This is a genomic window from Neisseria sp. HMSC056A03 (genome assembly GCF_001815685.1).
Classification (GTDB): Bacteria; Pseudomonadota; Gammaproteobacteria; order Burkholderiales; family Neisseriaceae; genus Neisseria; species Neisseria subflava.
In genome coordinates this window covers 18803-40366 of the sequence record NZ_KV821654.1, presented here as the reverse complement: position 1 = coordinate 40366, position 21564 = coordinate 18803, and the positions used below count along the sequence as shown (strand labels likewise).

At 47.6% G+C, this 21564-nt stretch carries 21 protein-coding genes, 1 tRNA gene and 2 pseudogenes; 15 read left to right on the top strand and 9 right to left on the bottom strand.

Annotated features, from left to right (window positions below; translation table 11 throughout):
* Nucleotides 1-397 precede the first annotated feature (397 nt).
* The 4 genes from HMPREF3052_RS09670 to tgt all read right to left on the bottom strand — a co-directional run bounded on the left by HMPREF3052_RS09670 (nucleotide 398) and on the right by tgt (nucleotide 3825).
* Complete coding sequence (locus tag HMPREF3052_RS09670; RefSeq protein ID WP_003683060.1) at nucleotides 398-889, bottom strand: disulfide bond formation protein B; 492 nt, start codon at nucleotides 887-889, stop codon at nucleotides 398-400.
* Nucleotides 890-1094: 205 nt separating this feature from the next.
* A complete protein-coding gene (locus tag HMPREF3052_RS09665) occupies nucleotides 1095-1493 on the bottom strand; it encodes a c-type cytochrome (RefSeq protein WP_070749652.1) in 399 nt (132 codons plus the stop codon).
* A 120-nt stretch (nucleotides 1494-1613) separates the two neighbouring features.
* The gene (hemH, locus tag HMPREF3052_RS09660; protein ID WP_070749651.1) at nucleotides 1614-2624 is read right to left on the bottom strand and encodes a ferrochelatase; all 1011 of its coding nucleotides are present in this window, start codon (nucleotides 2622-2624) and stop codon (nucleotides 1614-1616) included.
* Nucleotides 2625-2709: 85 nt separating this feature from the next.
* The gene (tgt, locus tag HMPREF3052_RS09655) at nucleotides 2710-3825 is read right to left on the bottom strand and encodes a tRNA guanosine(34) transglycosylase Tgt (protein WP_070749650.1); all 1116 of its coding nucleotides are present in this window, start codon (nucleotides 3823-3825) and stop codon (nucleotides 2710-2712) included.
* A 237-nt stretch (nucleotides 3826-4062) separates the two neighbouring features.
* Here tgt and HMPREF3052_RS09650 point away from each other — a divergent pair.
* The 15 genes and pseudogenes from HMPREF3052_RS09650 to accD all read left to right on the top strand — a co-directional run bounded on the left by HMPREF3052_RS09650 (nucleotide 4063) and on the right by accD (nucleotide 16264).
* Nucleotides 4063-4139 (top strand) — tRNA-Val (locus HMPREF3052_RS09650).
* A 52-nt stretch (nucleotides 4140-4191) separates the two neighbouring features.
* Entirely contained in the window at nucleotides 4192-6105 is a 1914-nt protein-coding gene (thrS, locus tag HMPREF3052_RS09645) for a threonine--tRNA ligase (RefSeq protein WP_070749653.1), read from the top strand.
* Between the two features lie 17 nt (nucleotides 6106-6122).
* Nucleotides 6123-6644 carry a translation initiation factor IF-3 gene (infC, locus tag HMPREF3052_RS09640; RefSeq protein ID WP_079453677.1) on the top strand — a complete coding sequence of 174 codons (522 nt, stop codon included), beginning with the start codon at nucleotides 6123-6125 and terminating at the stop codon, nucleotides 6642-6644.
* A gap of 142 nt (nucleotides 6645-6786) precedes the next feature.
* The gene (rpmI, locus tag HMPREF3052_RS09635; RefSeq protein WP_003675505.1) at nucleotides 6787-6984 is read left to right on the top strand and encodes a 50S ribosomal protein L35; all 198 of its coding nucleotides are present in this window, start codon (nucleotides 6787-6789) and stop codon (nucleotides 6982-6984) included.
* A gap of 12 nt (nucleotides 6985-6996) precedes the next feature.
* Nucleotides 6997-7356 (top strand): 50S ribosomal protein L20, encoded by a 360-nt coding sequence (gene rplT / locus HMPREF3052_RS09630; RefSeq protein ID WP_003675502.1) that lies wholly within the window; start codon nucleotides 6997-6999, stop codon nucleotides 7354-7356.
* A gap of 248 nt (nucleotides 7357-7604) precedes the next feature.
* Nucleotides 7605-8594 carry a phenylalanine--tRNA ligase subunit alpha gene (gene pheS, locus HMPREF3052_RS09625; RefSeq protein WP_049322746.1) on the top strand — a complete coding sequence of 330 codons (990 nt, stop codon included), beginning with the start codon at nucleotides 7605-7607 and terminating at the stop codon, nucleotides 8592-8594.
* A 16-nt stretch (nucleotides 8595-8610) separates the two neighbouring features.
* Nucleotides 8611-9048 (top strand): very short patch repair endonuclease, encoded by a 438-nt coding sequence (locus HMPREF3052_RS09620; RefSeq protein ID WP_070749649.1) that lies wholly within the window; start codon nucleotides 8611-8613, stop codon nucleotides 9046-9048.
* Complete coding sequence (locus tag HMPREF3052_RS09615) at nucleotides 9026-10123, top strand: DNA cytosine methyltransferase (protein ID WP_070749648.1); 1098 nt, start codon at nucleotides 9026-9028, stop codon at nucleotides 10121-10123. The genes HMPREF3052_RS09620 and HMPREF3052_RS09615 overlap by 23 nt, the downstream gene beginning before the upstream one ends.
* A gap of 4 nt (nucleotides 10124-10127) precedes the next feature.
* Nucleotides 10128-10724, top strand: a complete 597-nt coding sequence (locus tag HMPREF3052_RS09610; protein WP_070749647.1) for a PDDEXK family nuclease — start codon at nucleotides 10128-10130, stop codon at nucleotides 10722-10724.
* A gap of 100 nt (nucleotides 10725-10824) precedes the next feature.
* Nucleotides 10825-12714: pseudogene (gene pheT, locus HMPREF3052_RS09605) on the top strand (phenylalanine--tRNA ligase subunit beta); the annotation flags it as partial.
* A gap of 249 nt (nucleotides 12715-12963) precedes the next feature.
* Nucleotides 12964-13464, top strand: a pseudogene (locus HMPREF3052_RS12155) (phenylalanine--tRNA ligase subunit beta); the annotation flags it as partial.
* A 113-nt stretch (nucleotides 13465-13577) separates the two neighbouring features.
* The gene (locus HMPREF3052_RS09600; RefSeq protein WP_003680933.1) at nucleotides 13578-13880 is read left to right on the top strand and encodes an integration host factor subunit alpha; all 303 of its coding nucleotides are present in this window, start codon (nucleotides 13578-13580) and stop codon (nucleotides 13878-13880) included.
* Complete coding sequence (locus HMPREF3052_RS09595) at nucleotides 13864-14211, top strand: hypothetical protein (RefSeq protein WP_049344100.1); 348 nt, start codon at nucleotides 13864-13866, stop codon at nucleotides 14209-14211. The genes HMPREF3052_RS09600 and HMPREF3052_RS09595 overlap by 17 nt, the downstream gene beginning before the upstream one ends.
* A 325-nt stretch (nucleotides 14212-14536) precedes the next feature.
* Nucleotides 14537-15322, top strand: a complete 786-nt coding sequence (gene trpA, locus HMPREF3052_RS09590; protein WP_070749646.1) for a tryptophan synthase subunit alpha — start codon at nucleotides 14537-14539, stop codon at nucleotides 15320-15322.
* A 75-nt stretch (nucleotides 15323-15397) separates the two neighbouring features.
* Nucleotides 15398-16264 (top strand): acetyl-CoA carboxylase, carboxyltransferase subunit beta, encoded by an 867-nt coding sequence (gene accD, locus HMPREF3052_RS09585; RefSeq protein ID WP_070749645.1) that lies wholly within the window; start codon nucleotides 15398-15400, stop codon nucleotides 16262-16264.
* Between the two features lie 63 nt (nucleotides 16265-16327).
* Here accD and HMPREF3052_RS09580 read toward each other — a convergent pair whose 3' ends face one another.
* From HMPREF3052_RS09580 to HMPREF3052_RS09560, 5 genes are all read right to left on the bottom strand, one after another.
* The gene (locus HMPREF3052_RS09580; protein ID WP_070749644.1) at nucleotides 16328-16774 is read right to left on the bottom strand and encodes a GatB/YqeY domain-containing protein; all 447 of its coding nucleotides are present in this window, start codon (nucleotides 16772-16774) and stop codon (nucleotides 16328-16330) included.
* A 97-nt stretch (nucleotides 16775-16871) separates the two neighbouring features.
* Nucleotides 16872-17084, bottom strand: coding sequence for a 30S ribosomal protein S21 (gene rpsU / locus HMPREF3052_RS09575; protein ID WP_003680926.1), 213 nt, complete (start codon nucleotides 17082-17084; stop codon nucleotides 16872-16874).
* Between the two features lie 277 nt (nucleotides 17085-17361).
* A complete protein-coding gene (locus HMPREF3052_RS09570; protein WP_070749643.1) occupies nucleotides 17362-19209 on the bottom strand; it encodes a lytic transglycosylase domain-containing protein in 1848 nt (615 codons plus the stop codon).
* 178 nt (nucleotides 19210-19387) lie between these two features.
* Nucleotides 19388-19855 carry an FxsA family protein gene (locus HMPREF3052_RS09565; protein ID WP_070749642.1) on the bottom strand — a complete coding sequence of 156 codons (468 nt, stop codon included), beginning with the start codon at nucleotides 19853-19855 and terminating at the stop codon, nucleotides 19388-19390.
* 167 nt (nucleotides 19856-20022) lie between these two features.
* Entirely contained in the window at nucleotides 20023-21540 is a 1518-nt protein-coding gene (locus tag HMPREF3052_RS09560; protein ID WP_349267318.1) for a polyamine aminopropyltransferase, read from the bottom strand.
* Between the last annotated feature and the right edge of the window lie 24 nt (nucleotides 21541-21564).

Here is a 21564-nt window from a genome sequence, read left to right as displayed (position 1 = left end):
GAAGGCGATGTGTTTGAACCTTTTGAAAGCCGCCAACAGGCTAAGTGCGCCTGTTGCCGCCTAAAAGGTGGCTGAGTGCCTGATTAATCAGGTATCCAAGGGGGATTAAGGGGGTATTTGAGTAGAATCAGTGGATATTTGAAATAAAAACAGCCGAAAACCTGTGTTTGGGTTTAGGCTGTTGGGGAAAAAGGAATTTTGCAAAGGTCTCGGTCCGGATGCCTGATTAATCAGGTATTTAAGGGGGATTAAGGGAGTATTTGAATAGAATTATTGGATATTTGAAACAAAAACAGCCGAAAATCTTTATTTAGGTTTCGGCTGTTAGAGGAAAGGCTTTTTTGCAAAGGTCTCAGGCCGTCTGAAATTTCAGACGGCCTTTTTATATCGAAACCAATCAGATTTTTCTGGTTTTCAACCAAGCCCAAAGCAGCAGCAATACGACAAAGCCGAAATACAAAATACTCCACACCGGCAGGGCAACGCCGAATAGATAGTCCGGCTCGGCGCAGTTGCCAAAACCGCGGACGATGGGTTCAAACCAATCGAACAAAGGCCAGTCGCGCAGGCGGAAAGTCCAAGGTGCGCCGCAAGAAGGGGCGGTGCCGGGCGGCAGGCTTTGCAGCCAAATTTGATAGGCGGCGACACCTGCTCCGTAAACGGCCGGAGCGGCAATCAACAATGCCGAGAGCGAGCGGGCAAATTTGGAAGATTGAGAACTGAATGCCGTAACAATGGCCAACAGCCCGACAGCCAATACGCACAAGCGTTGCAGGATGCACAATACGCACGGGTTCATGCCCAAAACGTATTGGGAAATAAAGGAGCCGCAGGCGGCAAATATGGAGAGGACGACTAAAAATAAAACAGTCTTGCGGAAAAAGTTCATAACGGAAAACCTTTCAGACGGCCTAGGCGCAAAACAGCCGATAAATAATGTTTACTTTAACACAAAACGCATATGCTTTTTTGGGATTGACGGTTTTTTGCGTATGTTTGTTGATGTTGCATAACCATAAATATGGAAACAAAAATGTGTTCCATATCGAAAAGGCCGTCTGAAATGTTCAGACGGCCTTTAGGGGAGAGACGTTTTATTTTTTCCCGTGAGATTTTTTGACATCTGCTTCAGTAATCGTACCGCCGCCATTATTAAAGGCGTTCATGATGTAAGTGGCAACGGCGGCGACATCGGCATCGTTGATGGCGGTAGCAGGCATAAAGCCGTTGTAGGATTTGCCGTTTACTTTAATTGGGCCGTTGATGCCTTTGGTCATGCTTTGCAACAGCACTTGCGGTTTTTTATTGATATAGTCGGACTGGAATAAAGGCGGGAACATGGCACCCCGGCCTTCACCTTTTTTACCATGGCAGGCAGCGCAGTTGGTTTCGTAAATTTTTTGTCCTTTGCTCATCAGCGCGGCATCAGCGGCAAAAGCGGTTGGAATGCTGAGCGCAGTTAGAAGGAGCAGGATAGGGCGGAGTGCAGTCATGATGTATTCCTTTTTGAGCGGTGTTTTTGATGGCCACACGCTTGGTTTGCGTTTTAATAGCTTGATGATAACGCTAAAGGCCGTCTGAAAGTAGATTTTTCAGACGGCCTTTGGTTTAGGTCAAATCCAGCCTTGCAGATTGACTCGACTTAATTGTGCAAGTGCGGTAATCCAGTCGGCGGAATCGTTGAGACAGGGGATGTAACGGTATTCTTTGCCGCCTGCGGCGTGGAATTGTTCGCGTCCCATAATGGCGATTTCTTCCATGGTTTCGAGGCAGTCGGCCAGAAAACCGGGGCAGAATACGTCGAGTTTGGTTGTGCCTTGTTTCGGCAGCTGATCAAACAGGGCTTGCGTGCTGGGCTTGATCCATTGGGATTTGCCAAACTGGCTTTGGAAAGAAACGATGTATTCTTGTTCGGACAAGCCCAATGCCTGTGCCAACAGCTTGGCGGTATGGTGGCACTCGTCAGGATAGGGGTCGCCGTCATCGTGATGTTTTTGCGGAATGCCGTGGAAACTCAACATCAGTTTTTCGCTGCGTCCGTTTTGAGCCCAATAGGCTTCAATATGCTGCTTCATGGCTTGAATATAGGCGGCATCGTCGTAATAGCGGGAGACAGTGCGGACGCTCATTTGGTTGCGTTGCAGTAATAACTCTTGAAACACTTTGTCCAAAGCCGCGCCGGTAGAAGAGCCGGCATATTGCGGATAGAGAGGAATGACCAGCAATTTGCCCACGCCTTGGGCTTTGAGTTCCGCCAAAACATCGGCAACGCTTGGATTGCCGTAAGTCATGGCATGACGGACGATGACATCGGGCAAATGTTTGGCCAGGGCTTCTGCTTGGCGGTGTGTATAAACCTCAAGCGGCGAACCTTCTTTAAACCAAACTTTTTCATAGGCATGCGCGCTTTTTTTGGGGCGAAAAGTCAATACCAAGCCGCGCAATATCGGTTGCCATAAGAGCTTTGGCAGTTCGACAACACGTTGATCGGACAAAAATTCTTTCAAGTAAGGCTTTACTGCGGCAGCAGTGGGCGCGTCAGGCGTACCGAGGTTGAGCAGCAGGACGGCGGTACGGTTTTGTGCAGTGTAGGCTAAGGGCGGTTCGGTATGGAAACGGGACATAATTGTGCTTTATTAATTGAGAATATTGAGGCCGTCTGAAAAGCAGTTTGAATCCAAACCTGATTTCAGACGGCCTTTAAAAGGATTAATCCACACCGCGGGCACGGTTTTCATGGAATTGCGCCTGCCAATCGGTAAATTTGCCTTGTTCGATGGCTTCGCGCATTTCTGCCATGATGACTTGGTAGAAGTGCAGATTGTGGATGGTGTTGAGCTGTGCGCCCAAGATTTCGCCGACTCGGTGCAGATGGTGCAGGTAGGAGCGGCTGAAATTCTGACAGGCGTAGCAGGTGCAGCTTTCATCAATCGGACGCTTGTCGAGTTTGTGTTTGGCGTTTTTGATTTTCAAATCGCCAAAACGGGTAAACAGCCAGCCGTTACGCGCATTGCGGGTAGGCATGACGCAGTCGAACATATCCACGCCGTGAGCCACGCCGTACACCAAGTCTTCAGGCGTGCCGACACCCATCAAATAATGAGGTTTTTGTTCCGGCAGGATAGGGCCGACAGCGCGCAACATGCGGTACATTTCGGGCTTGGGTTCGCCAACGGACAAGCCGCCGATGGCCAAGCCGGGGAAGTCGAGCTCTTCCAAGCCTTTCAGCGATTCTTCGCGCAAATCTTCATACATCGCGCCTTGTACGATGCCAAACAGCGCATTCGGGTTTTTCAGGTCTTCAAAAGCCTTTTTGCTTCGTTCCGCCCAGCGCAGGCTCATTTGCAGCGATTTTTGCGCTTGGCTGTGCGTTGCCTCGCCCGGGGTGCATTCGTCCAACTGCATTACGATATCGGAATTCAACACAGTTTGGATTTTCATCGACACTTCGGGGGAGAGGAACAGTTTGTCGCCGTTGATCGGGCTTTGGAATGTACAGCCTTCTTCGGTCAGCTTACGCATGTCGGACAACGAAAATACTTGGAAACCGCCCGAGTCGGTCAAAATCGGCTTATCCCAGCCGATAAATTCGTGCAGGCCACCGAATTGTTCGATGACTTCCAAACTTGGGCGCAGCCACAGATGGTAAGTGTTGCCTAAGATGATTTGCGCTTTGATGTCATGCAGGTTTTGCGGGTTCATCGCTTTGACCGAACCGTAAGTGCCGACCGGCATAAATACCGGCGTTTCGATTTTACCGTGGTTCAGTTCCAAAGTGCCGCGTCGGGCATGACCGTCTTTTTTGTGTAAGGTAAATTTGAGCATAGCAATAATAGATTGGACGTTCGCGTGTGTGCGAAATGAAAGGGCAGATTATAAAGGATTTTTCGTTGGTTGACGGCTGGATTTTATCTTTGTCAAAACAATGCTTCAGACGGCCTGAATGATGAAGGAAATAAAAAATGAGGTATAAATCAAACAAAAATATTCAGGCCGTCTGAAAAGTATTTACAGATGCTTGCAAAAGAGAACACGCTTCGTTACAATAAGCGACTTAGATGAAGGCACATAGCTCAGTTGGTTAGAGCACCACCTTGACATGGTGGGGGTCGTTGGTTCGAGTCCAATTGTGCCTACCAAATTTCCATAACGGCTTTATGCCGTTATTTTTTAATGTTTTGGAGCTTTCTGATGTTGAACATTACCTTGCCGGACGGTTCGGTCCGCCAATATGAATCACCCGTTACCGTGGCGCAAATTGCAGCGTCTATCGGTGCAGGTTTGGCAAAGGCAACGGTAGCGGGCAAGGTTAACGGTAAATTGGTGGACGCTTGCGATCCGATTACCGAAGATGCCCACGTTCAAATCATTACGCCTAAAGACAAAGAAGGTGTGGAAATTATCCGCCACTCCTGCGCGCACTTGGTCGGTCATGCGGTCAAGCAGCTCTACCCAGATGCCAAAATGGTTATCGGCCCGGTGATTGAAGACGGGTTCTATTACGATATCGCAACTGAAAAACCATTTACGCCTGATGATGTAGCCGCCATCGAAGCGCGCATGAAAGAGTTGATTGCACAAGACTATGACGTCATTAAAGTGATGACGCCTCGTGCAGAAACCGTCAAAATTTTCCAAGATCGCGGCGAAGAGTACAAATTGCGTCTGATTGAAGACATGCCTGAAGTGGAAGCGATGGGTATGTATCATCATCAAGAATACGTCGATATGTGCCGCGGTCCTCACGTTCCCAATACCCGTTTCTTGAAAAACTTCAAGCTGACCAAGCTGGCAGGCGCATACTGGCGCGGCGACAGCAACAATGAAATGTTGCAACGTGTTTACGGTACGGCTTGGGCAAGTAAGGACGAATTGAAAGCCTATATCCAACGCATCGAGGAAGCGGAAAAACGCGACCACCGTAAGCTGGGTAAACAATTGGATTTGTTCCACCTACAAGATGAAGCGCCGGGCATGGTGTTCTGGCATCCTAAAGGCTGGGCTTTGTGGCAAGTGATTGAGCAGCATATGCGCAAAGAGCTGAATGCTGCCGGTTATAAAGAGGTGAAAACACCTCAGATTATGGATAAAACCTTCTGGGAAAAATCCGGCCACTGGGAAAACTATAAAGACAATATGTTCGTGACCAGTTCAGAAAAACGCGAATACGCGGTTAAACCGATGAATTGTCCGGGTCATGTGCAAATTTTTAATAACGGCTTGCGCTCATATCGCGATTTGCCAATGCGTTTGGCTGAGTTCGGTTCTTGCCACCGTAATGAACCAAGCGGCGCATTGCATGGTCTGATGCGTGTTCGCGGTTTTGTGCAGGATGATGCGCATATCTTCTGTACCGAAGATCAAATCGTTGATGAAGCACGTGCATTCAATGAATTGCTGGTTCGTATTTACAAACAATTCGGCTTCCATGATGTTGCTGTGAAGCTGTCTCTCCGCCCTGAGCAACGTGCAGGTTCTGACGAAGTTTGGGATAAGGCCGAACAAGGTCTGCGTGACGCATTGACCGCTTGCGGCGTAGAGTGGGAAGAGTTGCCGGGCGAAGGCGCATTCTATGGTCCTAAGATTGAGTACCATGTTAAAGATGCTTTGGGTCGCTCTTGGCAGTGCGGTACTCTGCAGTTGGACTTTGTATTGCCGGAGCGTTTGAATGCCGAGTATGTAACAGAAAACAACGACCGTGCGCGTCCCGTAATGTTGCACCGTGCTATTTTGGGTTCGTTGGAGCGCTTCATCGGTATTCTGATTGAAAACCATGCAGGCTCATTCCCATTGTGGCTTGCGCCGGTTCAAATGGTGATTATGAATATCACCGAGAACCAAGCAGATTATTGTCGCGAAGTGGCTGCCAAGTTGCAGGCGGCGGGCTTCCGTGTCGAATTGGATTTGCGTAACGAAAAAATTGGTTACAAAATCCGTGACAACAGTCAATACCGTTTCCCTTATCAAATCGTTGTCGGCGATAAAGAGAAACAAGAAAACAAAGTTGCGGTACGCCGCAAAGCAGAAGACTTGGGTTCTTTGAATGTAGATGATTTTATTGCGCAATTGCAGCAAGAAATCACTGACGCCCTCGTCAATCATTAATTTTTATAGGAGTATTCATCATCGCTCAAGAACGCGAAGCACGAATCAATGGTGAAATTACCGCCAAAGAAGTGCGATTAATCAGTGAGTCAGGCGATCAGCTTGGTGTCGTTTCAGTTCGTGAAGCTCTGGCTATGGCCGAAGAGCAAGATGTCGATTTGGTAGAAATTTCCCCGACTGCCAAACCGCCCGTATGCAAACTGATGGATTACGGTAAATACAAATACCAACAAGCCAAGAAGCGCGACGAAGCCAAGAAAAACCAAAAGCAGGTACAAATCAAGGAAATTAAATTCCGTCCGGGTACTGATGAAGGCGACTATCAAATCAAGATGCGCAACATCAACCGCTTCCTTGCCGATGGTGACAAAGTTAAAGTGACATTGCGTTTCCGCGGTCGTGAGATGGCACACCAACAATTGGGCGCCCAACTGCTTGAACGCGTAAAAGAAGAGTTGGCTGAAGTGGCACAAATCGAGTCCTTCCCTAAAATGGAAGGCCGCCAAATGGTGATGATGATTGCGCCTAAGAAAAAATAAAGCTATAATGCAAGGCTTATTTCGATTGCCGCTCGAAATAAGGTTTAATTAGCGGCAAAAACCGTGGTATTTTGGGTTCCAAGTGTTTGAAATTTATTTCAAAACCCCTTATACCTTATCTAATAACGAATGGAGTTTTCCAATGCCTAAAATGAAAACCAAGTCTAGCGCGAAAAAACGCTTTAAAGTACTGGGTAACGGTGGTGTAAAACGCGGTCATGCGTTCAAAAGTCACATCCTGACCAAAAAAACCACTAAAACTAAACGTCAATTGCGCGGCACCGCTATGGTTGATTCACGCGATTTGGCTTCTGTTGCTAAAATGTTGCCCTACGCTTAAGGAGTTTAGAATATGCCACGCGTAAAACGCGGTGTTACCGCTCGTGCTCGTCACCAAAAAGTCTTCGCGTTAGCCAAAGGCTACCGCGGTCGTCGTAAAAACGTTTACCGTGTTGCCAAACAAGCGGTAATGAAAGCCGGTCAATACGCATACCGTGACCGTCGCCAACGCAAACGTCAATTCCGTCAACTGTGGATCGTTCGTATCAACGCAGGTGCCCGTGAAAATGGTCTGTCTTACAGCAAATTCATGAACGGCCTGAAACGCGCTGCTATCGAAATCGACCGCAAAGTATTGGCTGATTTGGCTGTATTCGACAAAGCTGCATTTGCACAATTGGTTGAAAAAGCTAAAGCTGCTTTGGCTGCTTAATTCGATAAGATTATTTAAAAAGGAAGCTTATGCTTCCTTTTTCCTTTTTTTAAAGAAATCCTATGTAGTTGATTTTCTTTCTTTAAACTCTATTTTTTTATACTAATTTGCGATAAAATAGGCCTCTCTTATCAAACGGATTGGCCGCAATAAGACAAAAGGCCGTCTGAACGGGTTTGCAATCAAATCCAACAGACGGCTTTGTTGTTTCAGACGACCTGCCATCAACAAACAGACGATAAACCACCATGGAAAATGTAAACCGTATCGTTGCGGAAGGTATTGCCGCTATTGAAGCCGCGCAAGACTTCAATGCCTTAGAACAAATTAAAGCACGCTATCTTGGTAAAACCGGCGAATTGACCGGACTTTTGAAAACTTTGGGTCAAATGTCTCCTGAAGAACGTAAAACCATAGGCGCGCACATCAACGAATGCAAAAATCAGTTTCAGACGGCCTTTAATGCCAAACGCGATGCCCTGAATGAAGCCAAGCTGCAAGCCCAATTGGCTGCAGAAGCCTTGGATATTACTTTGCCGGGCCGTGCGCAAGAATATGGCGGTTTGCATCCAGTTACTTTGACTTTGCAACGTGTGGTCGAGCTGTTTCACGGTATGGGTTTTGAAGTGGCGGACGGCCCTGAAATCGAAGACGATTTCCATAATTTCCAAGCCTTGAATATTCCTGCAAATCACCCTGCGCGTGCAATGCAAGATACCTTCTACGTTGAAAACGGCGACGTTTTGCGCACACACACTTCGCCTATTCAAATCCGCTATATGCTCGACAAAAAAGAGCCGCCTATCCGCATTATTGCTCCCGGTCGCGTTTACCGCGTGGACAGTGACGCCACTCACTCGCCTATGTTCCATCAGGCCGAAGGTTTGTGGGTAGAAGAGGGCGTAACTTTTGCCGACTTGAAAGCAGTGTTCACTGACTTTATCCGTCGCTTCTTTGAACGCGATGACTTGCAAGTACGTTTCCGTCCGTCTTTCTTCCCGTTTACCGAGCCTTCTGCCGAAATCGACATCATGGGTGAAAACGGCAAATGGTTGGAAGTAGGCGGTTGCGGTATGGTACATCCTAACGTGTTGAAAAACGTCAATATCGATCCTGAAAAATATACCGGTTTCGCCTTTGGTATTGGTCTCGACCGCTTCGCTATGCTGCGTTACAACGTGAATGACTTGCGCCTGTTCTTCGATAATGATTTGAACTTTTTGAAGCAGTTTAAATAAATTTCAAATAATCCCAATGGATAAATTAACCCCAGAGCAGCGCAAAAAATGTATGCGTGCCAACAAAAGTAAAGGGACGAAACCTGAGCTTGCATTGGCAAAGGCGATGTGGGCTTTAGGGCTCAGGTATCGGAAAAATAGCGGAAGCATTTTTGGGAAACCTGATTTTTCGTTTAAAAAATATAAAGTTGCCGTATTTGTCGATGGAGAATTCTGGCACGGTAAGGATTGGGAACAGAAAAAAGCGGAAATAAAGGGAAATCGTGAGTTTTGGATTGCCAAAATTGAGCGCAATATCCAAAGGGATATAGAAGTAACAGGCCGTCTGAAAGCCGAGGGCTGGACGGTTTTACGTTTTTGGAGTAACGATGTCGTTAAAGATACAACCAGCTGTGCAGAAAAAGTCAAAGAAATCATCCGGGCAAGAAGAATTGATTTACAAAAACGAAATTAAGGGTAGTAATCAAGGCGAATATTTGGAAGAAAAAGCAGCGCAATACTGCCTTTTTGAAAACAGTGGTACTTTTCAGACGGCCTTGAAGCCCAAATTTACCTTTATCGATTTGTTTGCAGGTATTGGCGGCTTCCGCATAGCGATGCAGAACTTGGGCGGAAAATGTGTGTTCTCGAGTGAGTGGGACGAGAAAGCCAAACAGACGTATGAAGCCAATTTCGGGGAAGTACCGTTCGGTGATATTACTCTGGAAGAAACCAAACAATACATTCCGAAGCAATTTGATGTGCTGTGTGCGGGTTTCCCCTGTCAAGCTTTTTCGATTGCCGGTCGGCGCGGGGGGTTTGAAGATACGCGCGGCACATTGTTTTTCGATGTGGCGGAAATTATCCGCAGGCATCGTCCCAAGGCATTCTTTTTGGAAAACGTAAAAGGACTGACCAATCACGACCGAGGCAGGACGTTGCAGACGATATTGAATACTCTGAGGGAAGATTTGGGGTATTTTGTACCCGAGCCGAAAATTGTCAACGCAAAGGATTTCGGCGTGCCGCAAAACCGCGAAAGGATTTTTATTGTCGGCTTTCGGGGAGATACCAATATTAAAGATTTCGAATATCCCGAACCGACAGGAATTCAGGTAGCCTTTAAGGATATACGGGAAAAAGATACCGTGCCAACAAAATATTATTTGTCCACCCAATACATCGATACTTTAAGAAAACACAAACAAAGGCATGAGGAAAAGGGTAATGGGTTCGGATATGAAATTATTCCCGATGACGGGATTGCCAATGCGATTGTCGTCGGCGGTATGGGAAGGGAGCGGAATTTGGTAATCGACAAGCGTATTACCGATTTTACTCCGACCACCAATATCAAAGGCGAGGTAAACCGTGAAGGAATCAGAAAAATGACTCCGCGCGAATGGGCAAGGCTGCAAGGGTTTCCTGAAGAATTTAAAATCCCGGTTGCAGATGCTTCCGCATACAAACAATTTGGTAATTCGGTTGCTGTGCCAGCGATTCAGGCTACAGCTGAGCGGATTTTAATAAAACTTGGGCTTAAGGATTAATACTATGAGCAGTGGCAAAATACAAAGGATTGTTAAGGAGTTAATTCATAATTATCCTATTCAGCCAAATTGGTTGGCAAGTGAGTTTATTAGAAATTATTGGGAAAAATATAAAGAAGAATATGAAAATAATCAATCTATAAATGGAGGGGTGTTCGAGCAGTTAATTATTTTGTCATTGTTAAGAGAAAATATTAGTCCCATCTATACTCAAGCCAAATTAGCCTTTGTTCCTAATGTTAATTTAGACATTGTTTTGTATAACAGAAAGACACCAATAACAATTAGTGCCAAAACAACTTTAAGAGAACGTTGGAAACAAGCAGATTTAGAGGCTATGGCAACCAAGTATGTTCATAGACAGGCAAAATGTTATGTTTTAACTTTGTCTGAGTCTGAAGTCGTTGCTCGAAGAAGGGACTCTAACAGTTATATGGGAATTGATTCGTTTGTGCTAGCTCATACAGGGGAATATGATACTTTAATAGAAGAGTTGAAACTTATTCATATTTCGGAAAGTGAGAGTATTAGAGTTATTGAAACAGACCAACGAATTTATAATCAAGATACAATTCAAGAAATATACGAAATTTCTTTTTAATTAAATGAATTAGTAGATATTTACTTTTTAAAAATTTGCAGTATATGCTGTTTGAAATATTAAATATTTTCATACGGTTTCATAAAAAGAGAGTTAAACCATGCAATTCTCCTACTCATGGCTGAAAACCCAAGCCAATCCTGATCTTTCTGCCGATAAACTGGAACATCTTTTGACCATGGCCGGTTTGGAAGTGGAAGAAATCGATACTGCCGCCCCTGCTTTCAGTGGTGTGGTTGTTGCCGAAGTAAAATCCGTTGAAAAACACCCTGATGCAGACCGTTTGAACGTTACCCAAGTTGATGCCGGTACGGGCGAGTTGGTTCAGATTGTTTGTGGTGCGCCGAATGTCAAGCCGGGTATTAAAGTGCCGTGTTCGTTGCCGGGTGCCGTTTTGCCGGGTAACTTTAAAATTAAGCCGACTAAAATGCGTGGTGTGCCATCAAACGGTATGCTGTGTTCGACCAATGAACTGGGTTTGCCTGATGATGGTGTAGACGGTCTGCACATTCTGCCTGAAGATGCGCCTATCGGTACCAATATCCGTGAATACTTGGATTTGGACGATACGCTGTTTACATTGAAAATTACGCCTAACCGTGCTGATTGCTTGAGTGTTAAGGGCATTGCGCGTGAGGTTTCTGCGTTGACTCAATGTGCGTTTACGCCTGTTGAAATTCAGACGGCCTCTATCGGCAGTGAGAAAAAACAGGCTGTCCGTATTGATGCACCGGCTGACTGTGGCCGTTTTATCAGTCGCGTGATTGAAAATGTCAATGCGAAAGCGGCTACCCCTGATTGGATGAAACAACGTTTGGAGCGCAGCGGTATCCGCAGCATTTCCGCATTGGTGGACATCGGCAACTATGTGATGCTGGAAATCGGTCAGCCTATGCACGTTTTCGATGCTGACAAGCTGTCAGGCAGTTTGATTGTCCGCCGTGCTCAAAATGGCGAGACTTTGGCGTGTCTGAACGAGAAGACGGTTACTTTGGCTGACAATACACTGGTGGTCGCTGATGAAAAAGGTGCGTTGAGCTTGGCCGGCTTGATGGGCGGCGAGGCAAGCGCGGTTTCTGATAAGACGCAAAATATTGTGTTGGAAGCAGCTTGGTTTGCTCCGGAGATTATTGCCGGTAAATCCCGTCAATATGGTTTTGGCTCGGATTCTTCTTTCCGTTTTGAGCGTGGCGTGGATTACTGCTTGCAAGCTGATGCTATTGAGCGTGCTACCGAATTGGTGGTGCAGATTTGCGGTGGTGCAGCCGGTGAAATGGTTGAAGCACAAGGAAAATTGCCTGAGGCAAAACAGGTTGAATTGCGTTTAGGTCGTCTGAAAACGGTATTGGGCGTTGAAATTCTTGCCGAGCAAGTCGAAATTATCTTGCAACACTTGGGTTTGCAGCCTGAGAAAACCGCAGAAGGCTTCCGTGTTACTTCTCCTAGCTTCCGTTTCGACATCGAAATCGAAGCCGATTTGATTGAAGAAATCGGCCGCGTTTACGGCTATGAAAATATCCCTGACGATTACACGTCAGGTCGTCTGAAAATGCTGGCGCTGCCCGAAACCCGCCGTCCGCGTTTTGCGGTTTATAACGAAATGGCGGCGCGTGGCTACCGCGAAGTGGTCAGCTATGCCTTCGTTGACGAGCAGTGGGAACTCGATTTTGCCGCCAACGCCAACCCCATCCGCCTGCAAAACCCGCTGGCGGCGCAGTATGCCGTGATGCGTTCCACGCTCATTGGTGGCTTGGTGGAAGTTTTGCAAAACAATCTGAACCGCAAGCAAAACCGCGTGCGCGTGTTTGAAATTGCCCGCGTGTTCAGCAAAGGTTCAGACGGCCAGTTTGTGCAAAACGAACGCATCGGCGGCTTGTGGTACGGCGCGGCGATGCCCGAACAATGGGGCGAGAAAACGCGCAACGCGGATTTTTACGACATCAAGGCAGATGTGGAAAATCTGTTGAAAAACAAAGATGTGAAATATCTTTCCCCTAAGCCGACATATCGTGAGAAAAATATTGTAGAGAAAAATACTGATATTGAAGCGAATACAGTAAGTGGTGCAAAAGCAGGAGCTGTTATAGGTGGTATGGCAACAGGACTATCCAGTCTTATAGATGTATTTGATGGGAAAAAAACTCTTGGTGAGGCAGTACGAAATACCGTTGGTGGGACATTAGCAGGAGGGATTGCTGGTGGGATGGTTGGCAATCTTGTTGGTCAGGAGGAAGCGGGAAAAGGTATCCCATATTTAGAAAGCATGGAATATGCGCATCCTGCATTGCATCCAGGGAGAAGCGCATTCATCGTTGTGAATAATGCGATTGTTGGTTTTCTTGGAGAATTGCATCCGAAATGGCTGCAAAAATACGACTTGCCGCAAGCGCCGCTGGTATTTGAAGTCGACATGACAGCGGTGTTGGGTCGTGAGAAAACCCGTTATCAGTCCGTATCCAAATTCCAACCTGCACGCCGAGATTTGGCATTTGTAATGCCTGAAGCTGTGACGCATGATGATTTGTTAAATGCCCTGAAAGCGGCGGCGAACAAGTTGGTTCAAGAAATCAGCGTGTTTGACGTTTACCGCGGTACGGGCGTGCCTGAAGGCATGAAGAGCGTTGCCGTCAAAATCATTTTGCAAGATATGGAAAACACGCTGACAGATGAAGTCATCGAGCCTTTGGTTGCGAAAATGATTAAAGCGGCAGTAGAAATAGACGCACAACTTCGCGCTTAAAATAAGATAAAAGTTGTCGCCAAAAATCACCAATAATATTTGATTTTTGGTGAGGACTTGATTTTTAAAAGAATTTTGGTAATAATTGCACCAGTTTGAATGAAGGTAAACACATGACACTAACTAAAGCAGAATTGGCTGATATTTTGGTCGACAAAGTCAGCAACGTCACCAAGAATGATGCCAAAGAAATCGTCGAGCTCTTTTTTGAAGAAATCCGCAGCACTTTGGCGCGTGGTGAAGAAATTAAAATTTCCGGTTTCGGTAATTTCCAATTGCGCGACAAACCTCAACGCCCTGGCCGTAACCCTAAAACAGGCGAAGAAGTGCCGATTACCGCACGCCGTGTGGTGACTTTCCATGCCAGCCAAAAACTCAAAGGCATGGTGGAGCATTACTATGACAAACAACAATAATCCGGTTATTCCTGCCAAGCGTTATTTTACGTTGGATGAGATGTGCCAATTGGTGCAAATCAGCCCGGCTCAGTTTGCTCAATGGCAACATGAAAATAATGTTGTAATTGGATACGGTGGCGATCGATATACGCGTTCAGATGTAGTTAAGTTGTTGAAACTGAAAGATACGTTTGAACCATATATCGATACGTTCAGCCGTGGCGCTTTGGATGCAAACGGCAATCCTGCCGCCAATGCCGAAGAAGTGCGTCATGGTCTGATGCAGGTTTTGTCTGATTTGGAGCGTCATCTGGGTTCTGAACAACAAAACCACCATGTCGAGCTGTAATCGATAGGGAAATTGTGATCAAAAGTGCGAAGGCATACAAAGATTTGCATAATTGATTCTAATAAAGGCTGTTTGAATGATTTTCAGACGGCCTTTATTGTTTTATATTGCTTTCAAAATATCAGAATCTTGATTGCAAATGATTCTATGAAATAGCCGTAAATGTTATACTTAGCCTCTTGTTTGCCGATTGGGAAGAAACAGTCATTAGATAATGCGGATAGATGCCGCCTTTTCATGGCAGACTGAGGTTTTAAAATAAATGTAACGGTAGAATAAACAGGCTGCCGGACAACATTCAAATCGATGAAATGGATAGCAGAAAATGAGCAGAATCCAACAAACTTTCTCAGCGCTCAATGGCGCAAAAGCACTGATTCCTTATATTACGGTGGGTGATCCCAGCCTTGAGACAACCTTGGCATTGATGCATAGCCTGGTGGCTAATGGTGCTGATATTTTGGAACTAGGTGTGCCGTTTTCTGACCCTATGGCGGATGGCCCGACTATTCAACGTGCGGCTGAAAGGGCGTTGGCAAATCATGTTTCTTTGCGCGATGTATTGGAAACAGTACGCTTGTTCCGCCAAACCAATGATAAAACGCCGGTTGTGTTAATGGGCTATTTGAACCCAGTACATAAAATGGGCTATCAGGCGTTTGCGCAAGCGGCTGCCGAAGCAGGTGTAGATGGCGTGTTGACCGTGGATTCTCCGGTAGAAACCATTGCGCCTTTGCATGAGTCGTTGAAAGCGCAAGGTATTGATTGTATTTTCCTTATTGCGCCAACGACAACTGAGGAGCGTATTCAAACGATTGCCAAAGTAGCCGGCGGTTTTGTGTATTATGTATCGCTCAAAGGCGTGACTGGTGCGGCAAGTTTGGACACTGAAGAAGTTTCGCGTAAAATAGAGCTTTTGCGCAAATACATTGATATTCCGATTGGAGTCGGCTTCGGCATCAATAATGCGGAGAGTGCGCGTAAGATTGGTGCGGTAGCGGATGCCGTTATTGTCGGCAGTCGTATCGTCAAAGAGATTGAAAGTCACGCAGGTAGCGAGGCCGAAGCGGTAGGCGTGTTGGTTAAAGAGTTGAAAGACGCGATTCGCTAATATTTTTTATTCCATTATTTCAGACGGCCTTACATTCAACAGGTCGTCTGAATTCTGAATTCCAAGGAGTCATTCATGAGCTGGCTAGATAAAATTCTTCCTCCGAAAATTAAAAACCGAAGCAGTTCGTCCAGCGTCCCTGAAGGCCTGTGGCACAAATGTCCGTCTTGTTCGGCAACGGTTTATTCAACCGAGTTGAAGCAAAACAGCGAAGTCTGCCCGAAATGTAATCACCACAATCCGCTTTCTGCGCGCGAACGTTTGAATCTGCTTTTGGATGAAGAAGGCCGTGAAGAGATTGCAGCCAATATTAAACCGACCGACCCGCTGAAGTTTAAAGACAGCAAAAAATATCCTGACCGCCTCGCGGCTGCGCGTAAAGCAACCGGCGAAGACGATGCTTTGGTTGTTATGAAAGGCACCATGAACGGCCTGCCTGTCGTTGTGGCTGCGTTTGAATTCCGTTTTATCGGCGGCTCTATGGGTTCGGTCGTGGGTGAGCGTTTCGTTCAGGGGGTACGTCGTGCCGTTGCAGATAATTGTTCGTTTATTTGCGTGGCGGCTTCCGGTGGTGCGCGTATGCAGGAAGGGATTAACTCTTTGATGCAGATGACGAAGACCAGCGCGGCTTTGCATTTGCTGACTGAAAAACGTCTGCCGTTTATTTCCGTATTGACCGACCCGACCATGGGCGGCGTATCTGCCAGCTTTGCCTTCTTGGGCGATGTGGTTTTGGCAGAACCGAATGCTCTGATTGGTTTTGCTGGTCCGCGCGTTATCGAGCAGACTGTACGCGAAACCTTACCGGAAGGTTTCCAACGTGCAGAATTTTTGTTGGAGAAGGGCGCAATCGACCAAATTGTCGATCGTCGTTCCATGAAAAAACGTATCAGCAATTTGATTACTTTGTTGCGTCATGAAAGTAAAGTAACTGCTGCTTGATTAGCACAATAAGAAAGGCCGTCTGAAAGTAATATTTCAGACGGCCTTTTTGATTATTGATGATTAAGCAGTCAATGCGGCTTTCAAAACCTTGTTGACTTCACCCATGTCGGCTTTTCCGGCCAGACGGGTTTTCAGTACACCCATAACTTTGCCCATATCGGCCATGCCTGATGCACCGGTTTCTGTAATGACTGCTTCAACGACAGTCTTGATTTCTTCTGCGGACATCATTTGCGGCAGGTAGCGGTTGAGGATTTCGATTTCCGCGTTTTCTTTATCAGCCAAATCTTGACGGCCGGCTTCGGTATAGATTTTGGCGCTGTCTTTGCGCTGTTTCACCATTTTGGTCAGGATAGAGATGACTTTTGCGTCATCGGCTTCAGTGCGCTCATCTACTTCAAATTGTTTGATGGCGGCATTAATCAGGCGGATGGTGCTTAAAGACACTTGGTCTTTGGCACGCATGGCGGTTTTCATGTCTTCGGTTAATTGTGTTTTTAGGCTCATAATGTTCTCACTTTATATAAAAAATGCCGTCTGAAAAACAAAACACACCGCAAAGCAGCCCTTGCGGTGTGTTGTTTATCACAGGGCAGGCCTGTAATTAGTACATTTTAGGAGGCAGTTGTTGGCTGCGCAGACGTTTTTGCAGACGTTTGGCTGCAGCAGCTTTTTTGCGTTTGCGTTCGGTAGTTGGTTTTTCGTACGCTTCACGGGCGCGCAGCTCGGTCAACAGACCGGTTTTTTCTACGGCACGTTTGAAACGACGCATGGCAACTTCAAATGGTTCATTCTCTTTAACACGAATAGCTGGCATTTTATTTCCTTTAAATTTTGTTCAATCAAACCGTTGTAAGAAATAGAGGACGGTTTGTCATAATAGGGGAGTTGTTGTATCGCTGGTTTGCTTAGGGCAGGGCGGGATACGCGCCGTGATGTAAACATCACCTCCTAACAAGTCGGCTTTTGCCGTGCAAGTGACCTTTTCGGTCAGAAACAATCGGGCGATTATCTTATAAACCCGATAGTCTGTCAAGATTGCAGGCCGTCTGAACGTTGGATTCTGTCTCACTTTTTAGACGGCCTATCGGGTATTAATAGCGGCCGGGAACCGTACCCATACGTTGTTTCAACGAAGTTTGCGGCTCATTGAACAATGACGCGTAATAAGTCGCGTTGGTCATGACTTTTTTCACGTAGTCACGGGTTTCGGTGAATGGGATGGTCTCGGCGTAGATGGCGCCTTCCAAAGGAGAAGAAGCCTGCCAGTTGCGGGCGCGGCCGGGGCCGGCATTGTAGCCTGCGGTGGCCATTACTTCGTTATTTTGCAGGCGGCGTTTGGCATCTGCCATGTACCAAGTACCCATGCGGATGTTGCCGTCCATGGTGTAGAGTTCGCTGCTGCTCATGCCGATTTTGCCGGCGATTTCGCGGGCGGTTGCAGGCATGACCTGCATCAGGCCTTGTGCGCCGACGCTGGATTGCGCGCCCATGACAAAGCGGCTCTCTTGGCGAATCAAGCCGTAAACCCATGCAGGGTCAACGCCTGCCTGTGCGGCATAGCGGACGGTAATATCCTTAAATGGCGAGAGATAGCGCAGTTTGTAGTTGAGCTTATGGTCGGTACGGTCTGCGCTGTTGATTGCCATGTCGTAGAACTGGTTGTCAAAAGCGACTTGTGCGGCAGTCAGCAGGTTGTCTTCATTGAAGTCGCGGGTGGCAAAACGCCATTCTGCCTGTGCCTGACGGCGCATTTTGGAGTCGCCGTTGCTTTGGCTGTTTTTAAACAGAACCAATGCGCGTTTGATGGCACCGTCTTCGCTCATGCGGCGGACGTCTTTGGCATCGGCATCGGAAACGTTGTTGCGCGTATTGATGCGGCGGCCCAATTCTTCACCTGCCATTACGGCGTAGAAATTGCGGCCGGAAGCGGCAGCTTTTTCATACATTTCTTTGGCTTGGTTGCTTTTGCCTTGTGCGGCAAAGCTGCGGCCCAGCCAATATTGCCATGTCGGGTCTTTTTGCAGTTTTTCAGGCATATGCTGAATCACGCTTGCCAATTCATCCCAACGCTGCAGGCGCAAAGCGGCGCGTGCGTACCATTCCAATTGTTCGTCGGTCAGTTGCTTGTGGTCGGAAACGCGGCCGTAGTAGCTTAAAGCAGTCGGCATGTTTTGGCTTTGTGCATGGTAGTGGCCCAATACGCCCCATGCGAAGCTGCGTTGTTCGCGGCTGAGGCCGGATTCCATGTCGGACAGGGTAGCGGCGGCAGAAGCGGATTTGCGTGCATCTTTGCCGATCACGTTCAACAGGCTGTATTCGGTCGCACCTTGCGCGCCACCTTCAAAGGGGCTGCCCAATGCGGCGGCGAGGTTGCGTGCATCTGTGGTTTGACTGTTGCTCAATAAGCCGCGCACGCGACGCCATGCGTCGTTGGTGTTCAGACGGCCTGAAGCTGCCGCGCTTTCAACCAAGCGGGTACAGCCGGCAGGCAGTTTGCCGGTCACGCGAACCAGCTCGGCGGCTTTGCTGTAATTGCCGCTGCTCAAATCGGCATAACATTGCACTTCTTGTGCGACTCCGGCGGCATTCAATTTACTGAATTCTTGACGGAACAAATCCCATTGGCCGCGCGCGCCCAAGGTTTTCAGCCATTCGTTGCGGACGTTTTCAGCCATTGCGCTGTCGCTGGCTTGGGATAAAAATTGTTGTACCCATGCATCGTCGCCGCGTTTGGCGGTATCGATGGCGCTTTGGTATTGGCTGTAATCGGACAGGATTTTGGACTCGCTGTCGGCGTGGCGTGAAGGTATAGAAGTAGATTTAGGCTGAACGACGGTTTCGGTATTCGAAGCAGTCGGTGTGTTTTGGGTGGCGCACGCCGATAAAACAGCGGCGGTAATCAAGCTGAGGGAGAGAGGGAAAAGACGTTGAACGTTCATTGGATACTGTGTCGTTTTTAGAATCAAAATAGTTGCTTATTTTAAATGAATTATGCGGAATAACCGAATTACAAACTGATATTTACATTTTCAAAGCCAGGAAATGATTAAGGCCGTCTGAAATATGAAACACTTTTGAGGTATTCCTAATTCAGACGGCCTTTTATGAAGGAAGTCGTCAATCGGGTTTGTGTTCGATATAGTCTTGCGGTTTGTCGGCTTTGCTGGTGCGCGTAACCGTATATTCGCCTTCGATAATATCTTCATTATCTTTGGCGGAGCTGTAAGTCTGGCGGCTTTGGAAAGACTGTGTAGAAGAAACGGCCGCGTTGCCTTTAAACGGAATCAGCAAGAGCAGGGCAACGGCGGTTGAAATAAAACCGGGGCTGAGCAGGAAAACCGCGGCGGCAGTATAGCGAATCGGCCACAGCATCTGATAGAGGGAAATGTTTTGTCCGCTGCGGACGGCTGCGCCTGCGAGCAATAAGCCGGAGATGCCGGTATGGCGCAGCATAAAGATACCGCTGATAAAGCTGAGAGCCATCACAAACAGCGTCCAACCGCCGCCAAGCCAGTCGGCAACCCAGACGATGGACATGATTTCCAAAAAGATTAAAACCAAAAAACCGATTCCAAAATACTGCATAAGAGTTTCTTCCTTCATTCAACGGATAGTGTCGATTGTCTTCTATCTAGATAAAGATAAACCTTATTTTTTCAAGCAAATGCTGTGTGAAAAAGGGTAAACGGGCGATGAGGCCGTCTGAACGGAGATAAAAAGAAGAAAGATGTTTCAGACGGCCTTTAGATATTCTATCGCATCACATTGTTCCAATCGCTTTCAAAATAACTGACGAGAATTTGGTTGTTCAAATAATTTGCTTCAACCTTGCGCCTTGCCATATCGGGCGGAAAGCGGAACATTTCGGCAACGGTTTGAGCATTGAGATAGCGGGTGGGTACGTCGAATTTTTGCGGAATGGGGAAGTTTTGGTCAAACCCTGCCAACACAAATCCCCATTCGCCGAAGGAGGGGACGTAAACGTGATAAGGCGCGGTGGAAAGGCCGGCGGCTTCGAGGGTGGCAACGACCGACCAGTAGGCGTTGGGGGCGAAGTAGGGCGAGGTGGATTGGACGACGATTTTGCCCTGCGGCTGAAGATGGCGGGCGACGAGGCGGTACATGGGGACGGAGTAGAGTTTACCCAGCGAGAAATTGGACGGGTCGGGTAGGTCGATGATGATAACGTCGAATTTTTCAGACGACGCTTCCAGCCATTTGGCGGCATCGTCGTTGACGACGTGCATTTTGGGATGGGACAGTGAACCTTGGTTGAGCGCGCTCAAGGTGGCGGAGGTTCTAAAAGTGGTGGTCATGTCGGGATCGAGATCGACCAAAGTAACATTTTTGACCTGCGGATATTTCAAGACTTCGCGTGCCGCCAATCCGTCTCCGCCGCCGAGAATAAGGACGCGTTCGGCATGGGGCACCATCTGCATGGCAGGCAGAACGAGTGCTTCATGGTAACGTGCTTCGTCGCGTGAGGAGAATTGCAGGTTGCCGTTGATATAGAGACGGGTATCGTCTTTCCAGCGTGTAACGACTAGCCGTTGGTAGGGAGAATGGCTTTGATAGACGACGGGATCGCCGAAATAGCTTTGTTCGGCTTTAAAGGAAATACGGTCGGCGTAGGCAAAGAGTGTAATGAGCGCGGTCAATACGATAAACGCACGTGTACGGATGGCGTGATAGCGGGGCAATTCGGCTTTGAATACGCGCGCGGTCAGGTAGGCGACGGCGGCGTTGAGGATGCCGAACAAGAGGGCGGAACGCGCCATGCCGAGTTTGGGGGCGAGCAGGAGCGGGAAGAGCAGGGAAACGGCGAGTGCGCCCAAGTAGTCGAAGGTCAGGACTTTGGCAACGAGTTCTTTAAATTCTGCGCCTTTGAGGTTTAACACGCGCATGACCAAAGGAATTTCCATGCCGACAATCATGCCGACAATCAGTACAAAAGCGTAGAGCAGGGTGCGGAACGGGGCAGCGGATAAACCGAAGGCCACAAATAATGCCAGCGCGGAAATGCCGCCGATGATGCCGACCAGAAGTTCGATTTCGATAAAGCGGTGCAATACGTCTTTATCTTTAATGTATTGGGTCAGGTGTGCGCCGATACCCATTGAAAACAGATAAAGCCCGATGACGGAGGAAAACTGCAAAATACTGTCGCCCAAAAGATAGCTTGCGAGCGCGGCAATGATGAGCTCGTAAGCGAGGCCGCAGCTGGCGACGATAAAAACGGAGATGATGAGGGTGCGGTGGGCGTTCATGATGACGTTTTTGTTGCTTGAGTGTGG

What these genes read in the sequence shown, in the direction of transcription:
- HMPREF3052_RS09670 (WP_003683060.1), bottom strand. Translation starts at nt 889, where the DNA reads ATGAACTTTTTCCGCAAGACTGTTTTATTTTTAGTCGTCCTCTCCATA.
- HMPREF3052_RS09665 (WP_070749652.1), bottom strand. Translation starts at nt 1,493, where the DNA reads ATGACTGCACTCCGCCCTATCCTGCTCCTTCTAACTGCGCTCAGCATT.
- hemH (WP_070749651.1), bottom strand. Translation starts at nt 2,624, where the DNA reads ATGTCCCGTTTCCATACCGAACCGCCCTTAGCCTACACTGCACAAAAC.
- tgt (WP_070749650.1), bottom strand. Translation starts at nt 3,825, where the DNA reads ATGCTCAAATTTACCTTACACAAAAAAGACGGTCATGCCCGACGCGGC.
- thrS (WP_070749653.1), top strand. Translation starts at nt 4,192, where the DNA reads ATGTTGAACATTACCTTGCCGGACGGTTCGGTCCGCCAATATGAATCA.
- rpmI (WP_003675505.1), top strand. Translation starts at nt 6,787, where the DNA reads ATGCCTAAAATGAAAACCAAGTCTAGCGCGAAAAAACGCTTTAAAGTA.
- rplT (WP_003675502.1), top strand. Translation starts at nt 6,997, where the DNA reads ATGCCACGCGTAAAACGCGGTGTTACCGCTCGTGCTCGTCACCAAAAA.
- pheS (WP_049322746.1), top strand. Translation starts at nt 7,605, where the DNA reads ATGGAAAATGTAAACCGTATCGTTGCGGAAGGTATTGCCGCTATTGAA.
- HMPREF3052_RS09620 (WP_070749649.1), top strand. Translation starts at nt 8,611, where the DNA reads ATGGATAAATTAACCCCAGAGCAGCGCAAAAAATGTATGCGTGCCAAC.
- HMPREF3052_RS09610 (WP_070749647.1), top strand. Translation starts at nt 10,128, where the DNA reads ATGAGCAGTGGCAAAATACAAAGGATTGTTAAGGAGTTAATTCATAAT.
- HMPREF3052_RS09600 (WP_003680933.1), top strand. Translation starts at nt 13,578, where the DNA reads ATGACACTAACTAAAGCAGAATTGGCTGATATTTTGGTCGACAAAGTC.
- HMPREF3052_RS09595 (WP_049344100.1), top strand. Translation starts at nt 13,864, where the DNA reads ATGACAAACAACAATAATCCGGTTATTCCTGCCAAGCGTTATTTTACG.
- trpA (WP_070749646.1), top strand. Translation starts at nt 14,537, where the DNA reads ATGAGCAGAATCCAACAAACTTTCTCAGCGCTCAATGGCGCAAAAGCA.
- accD (WP_070749645.1), top strand. Translation starts at nt 15,398, where the DNA reads ATGAGCTGGCTAGATAAAATTCTTCCTCCGAAAATTAAAAACCGAAGC.
- HMPREF3052_RS09580 (WP_070749644.1), bottom strand. Translation starts at nt 16,774, where the DNA reads ATGAGCCTAAAAACACAATTAACCGAAGACATGAAAACCGCCATGCGT.
- rpsU (WP_003680926.1), bottom strand. Translation starts at nt 17,084, where the DNA reads ATGCCAGCTATTCGTGTTAAAGAGAATGAACCATTTGAAGTTGCCATG.
- HMPREF3052_RS09570 (WP_070749643.1), bottom strand. Translation starts at nt 19,209, where the DNA reads ATGAACGTTCAACGTCTTTTCCCTCTCTCCCTCAGCTTGATTACCGCC.
- HMPREF3052_RS09565 (WP_070749642.1), bottom strand. Translation starts at nt 19,855, where the DNA reads ATGCAGTATTTTGGAATCGGTTTTTTGGTTTTAATCTTTTTGGAAATC.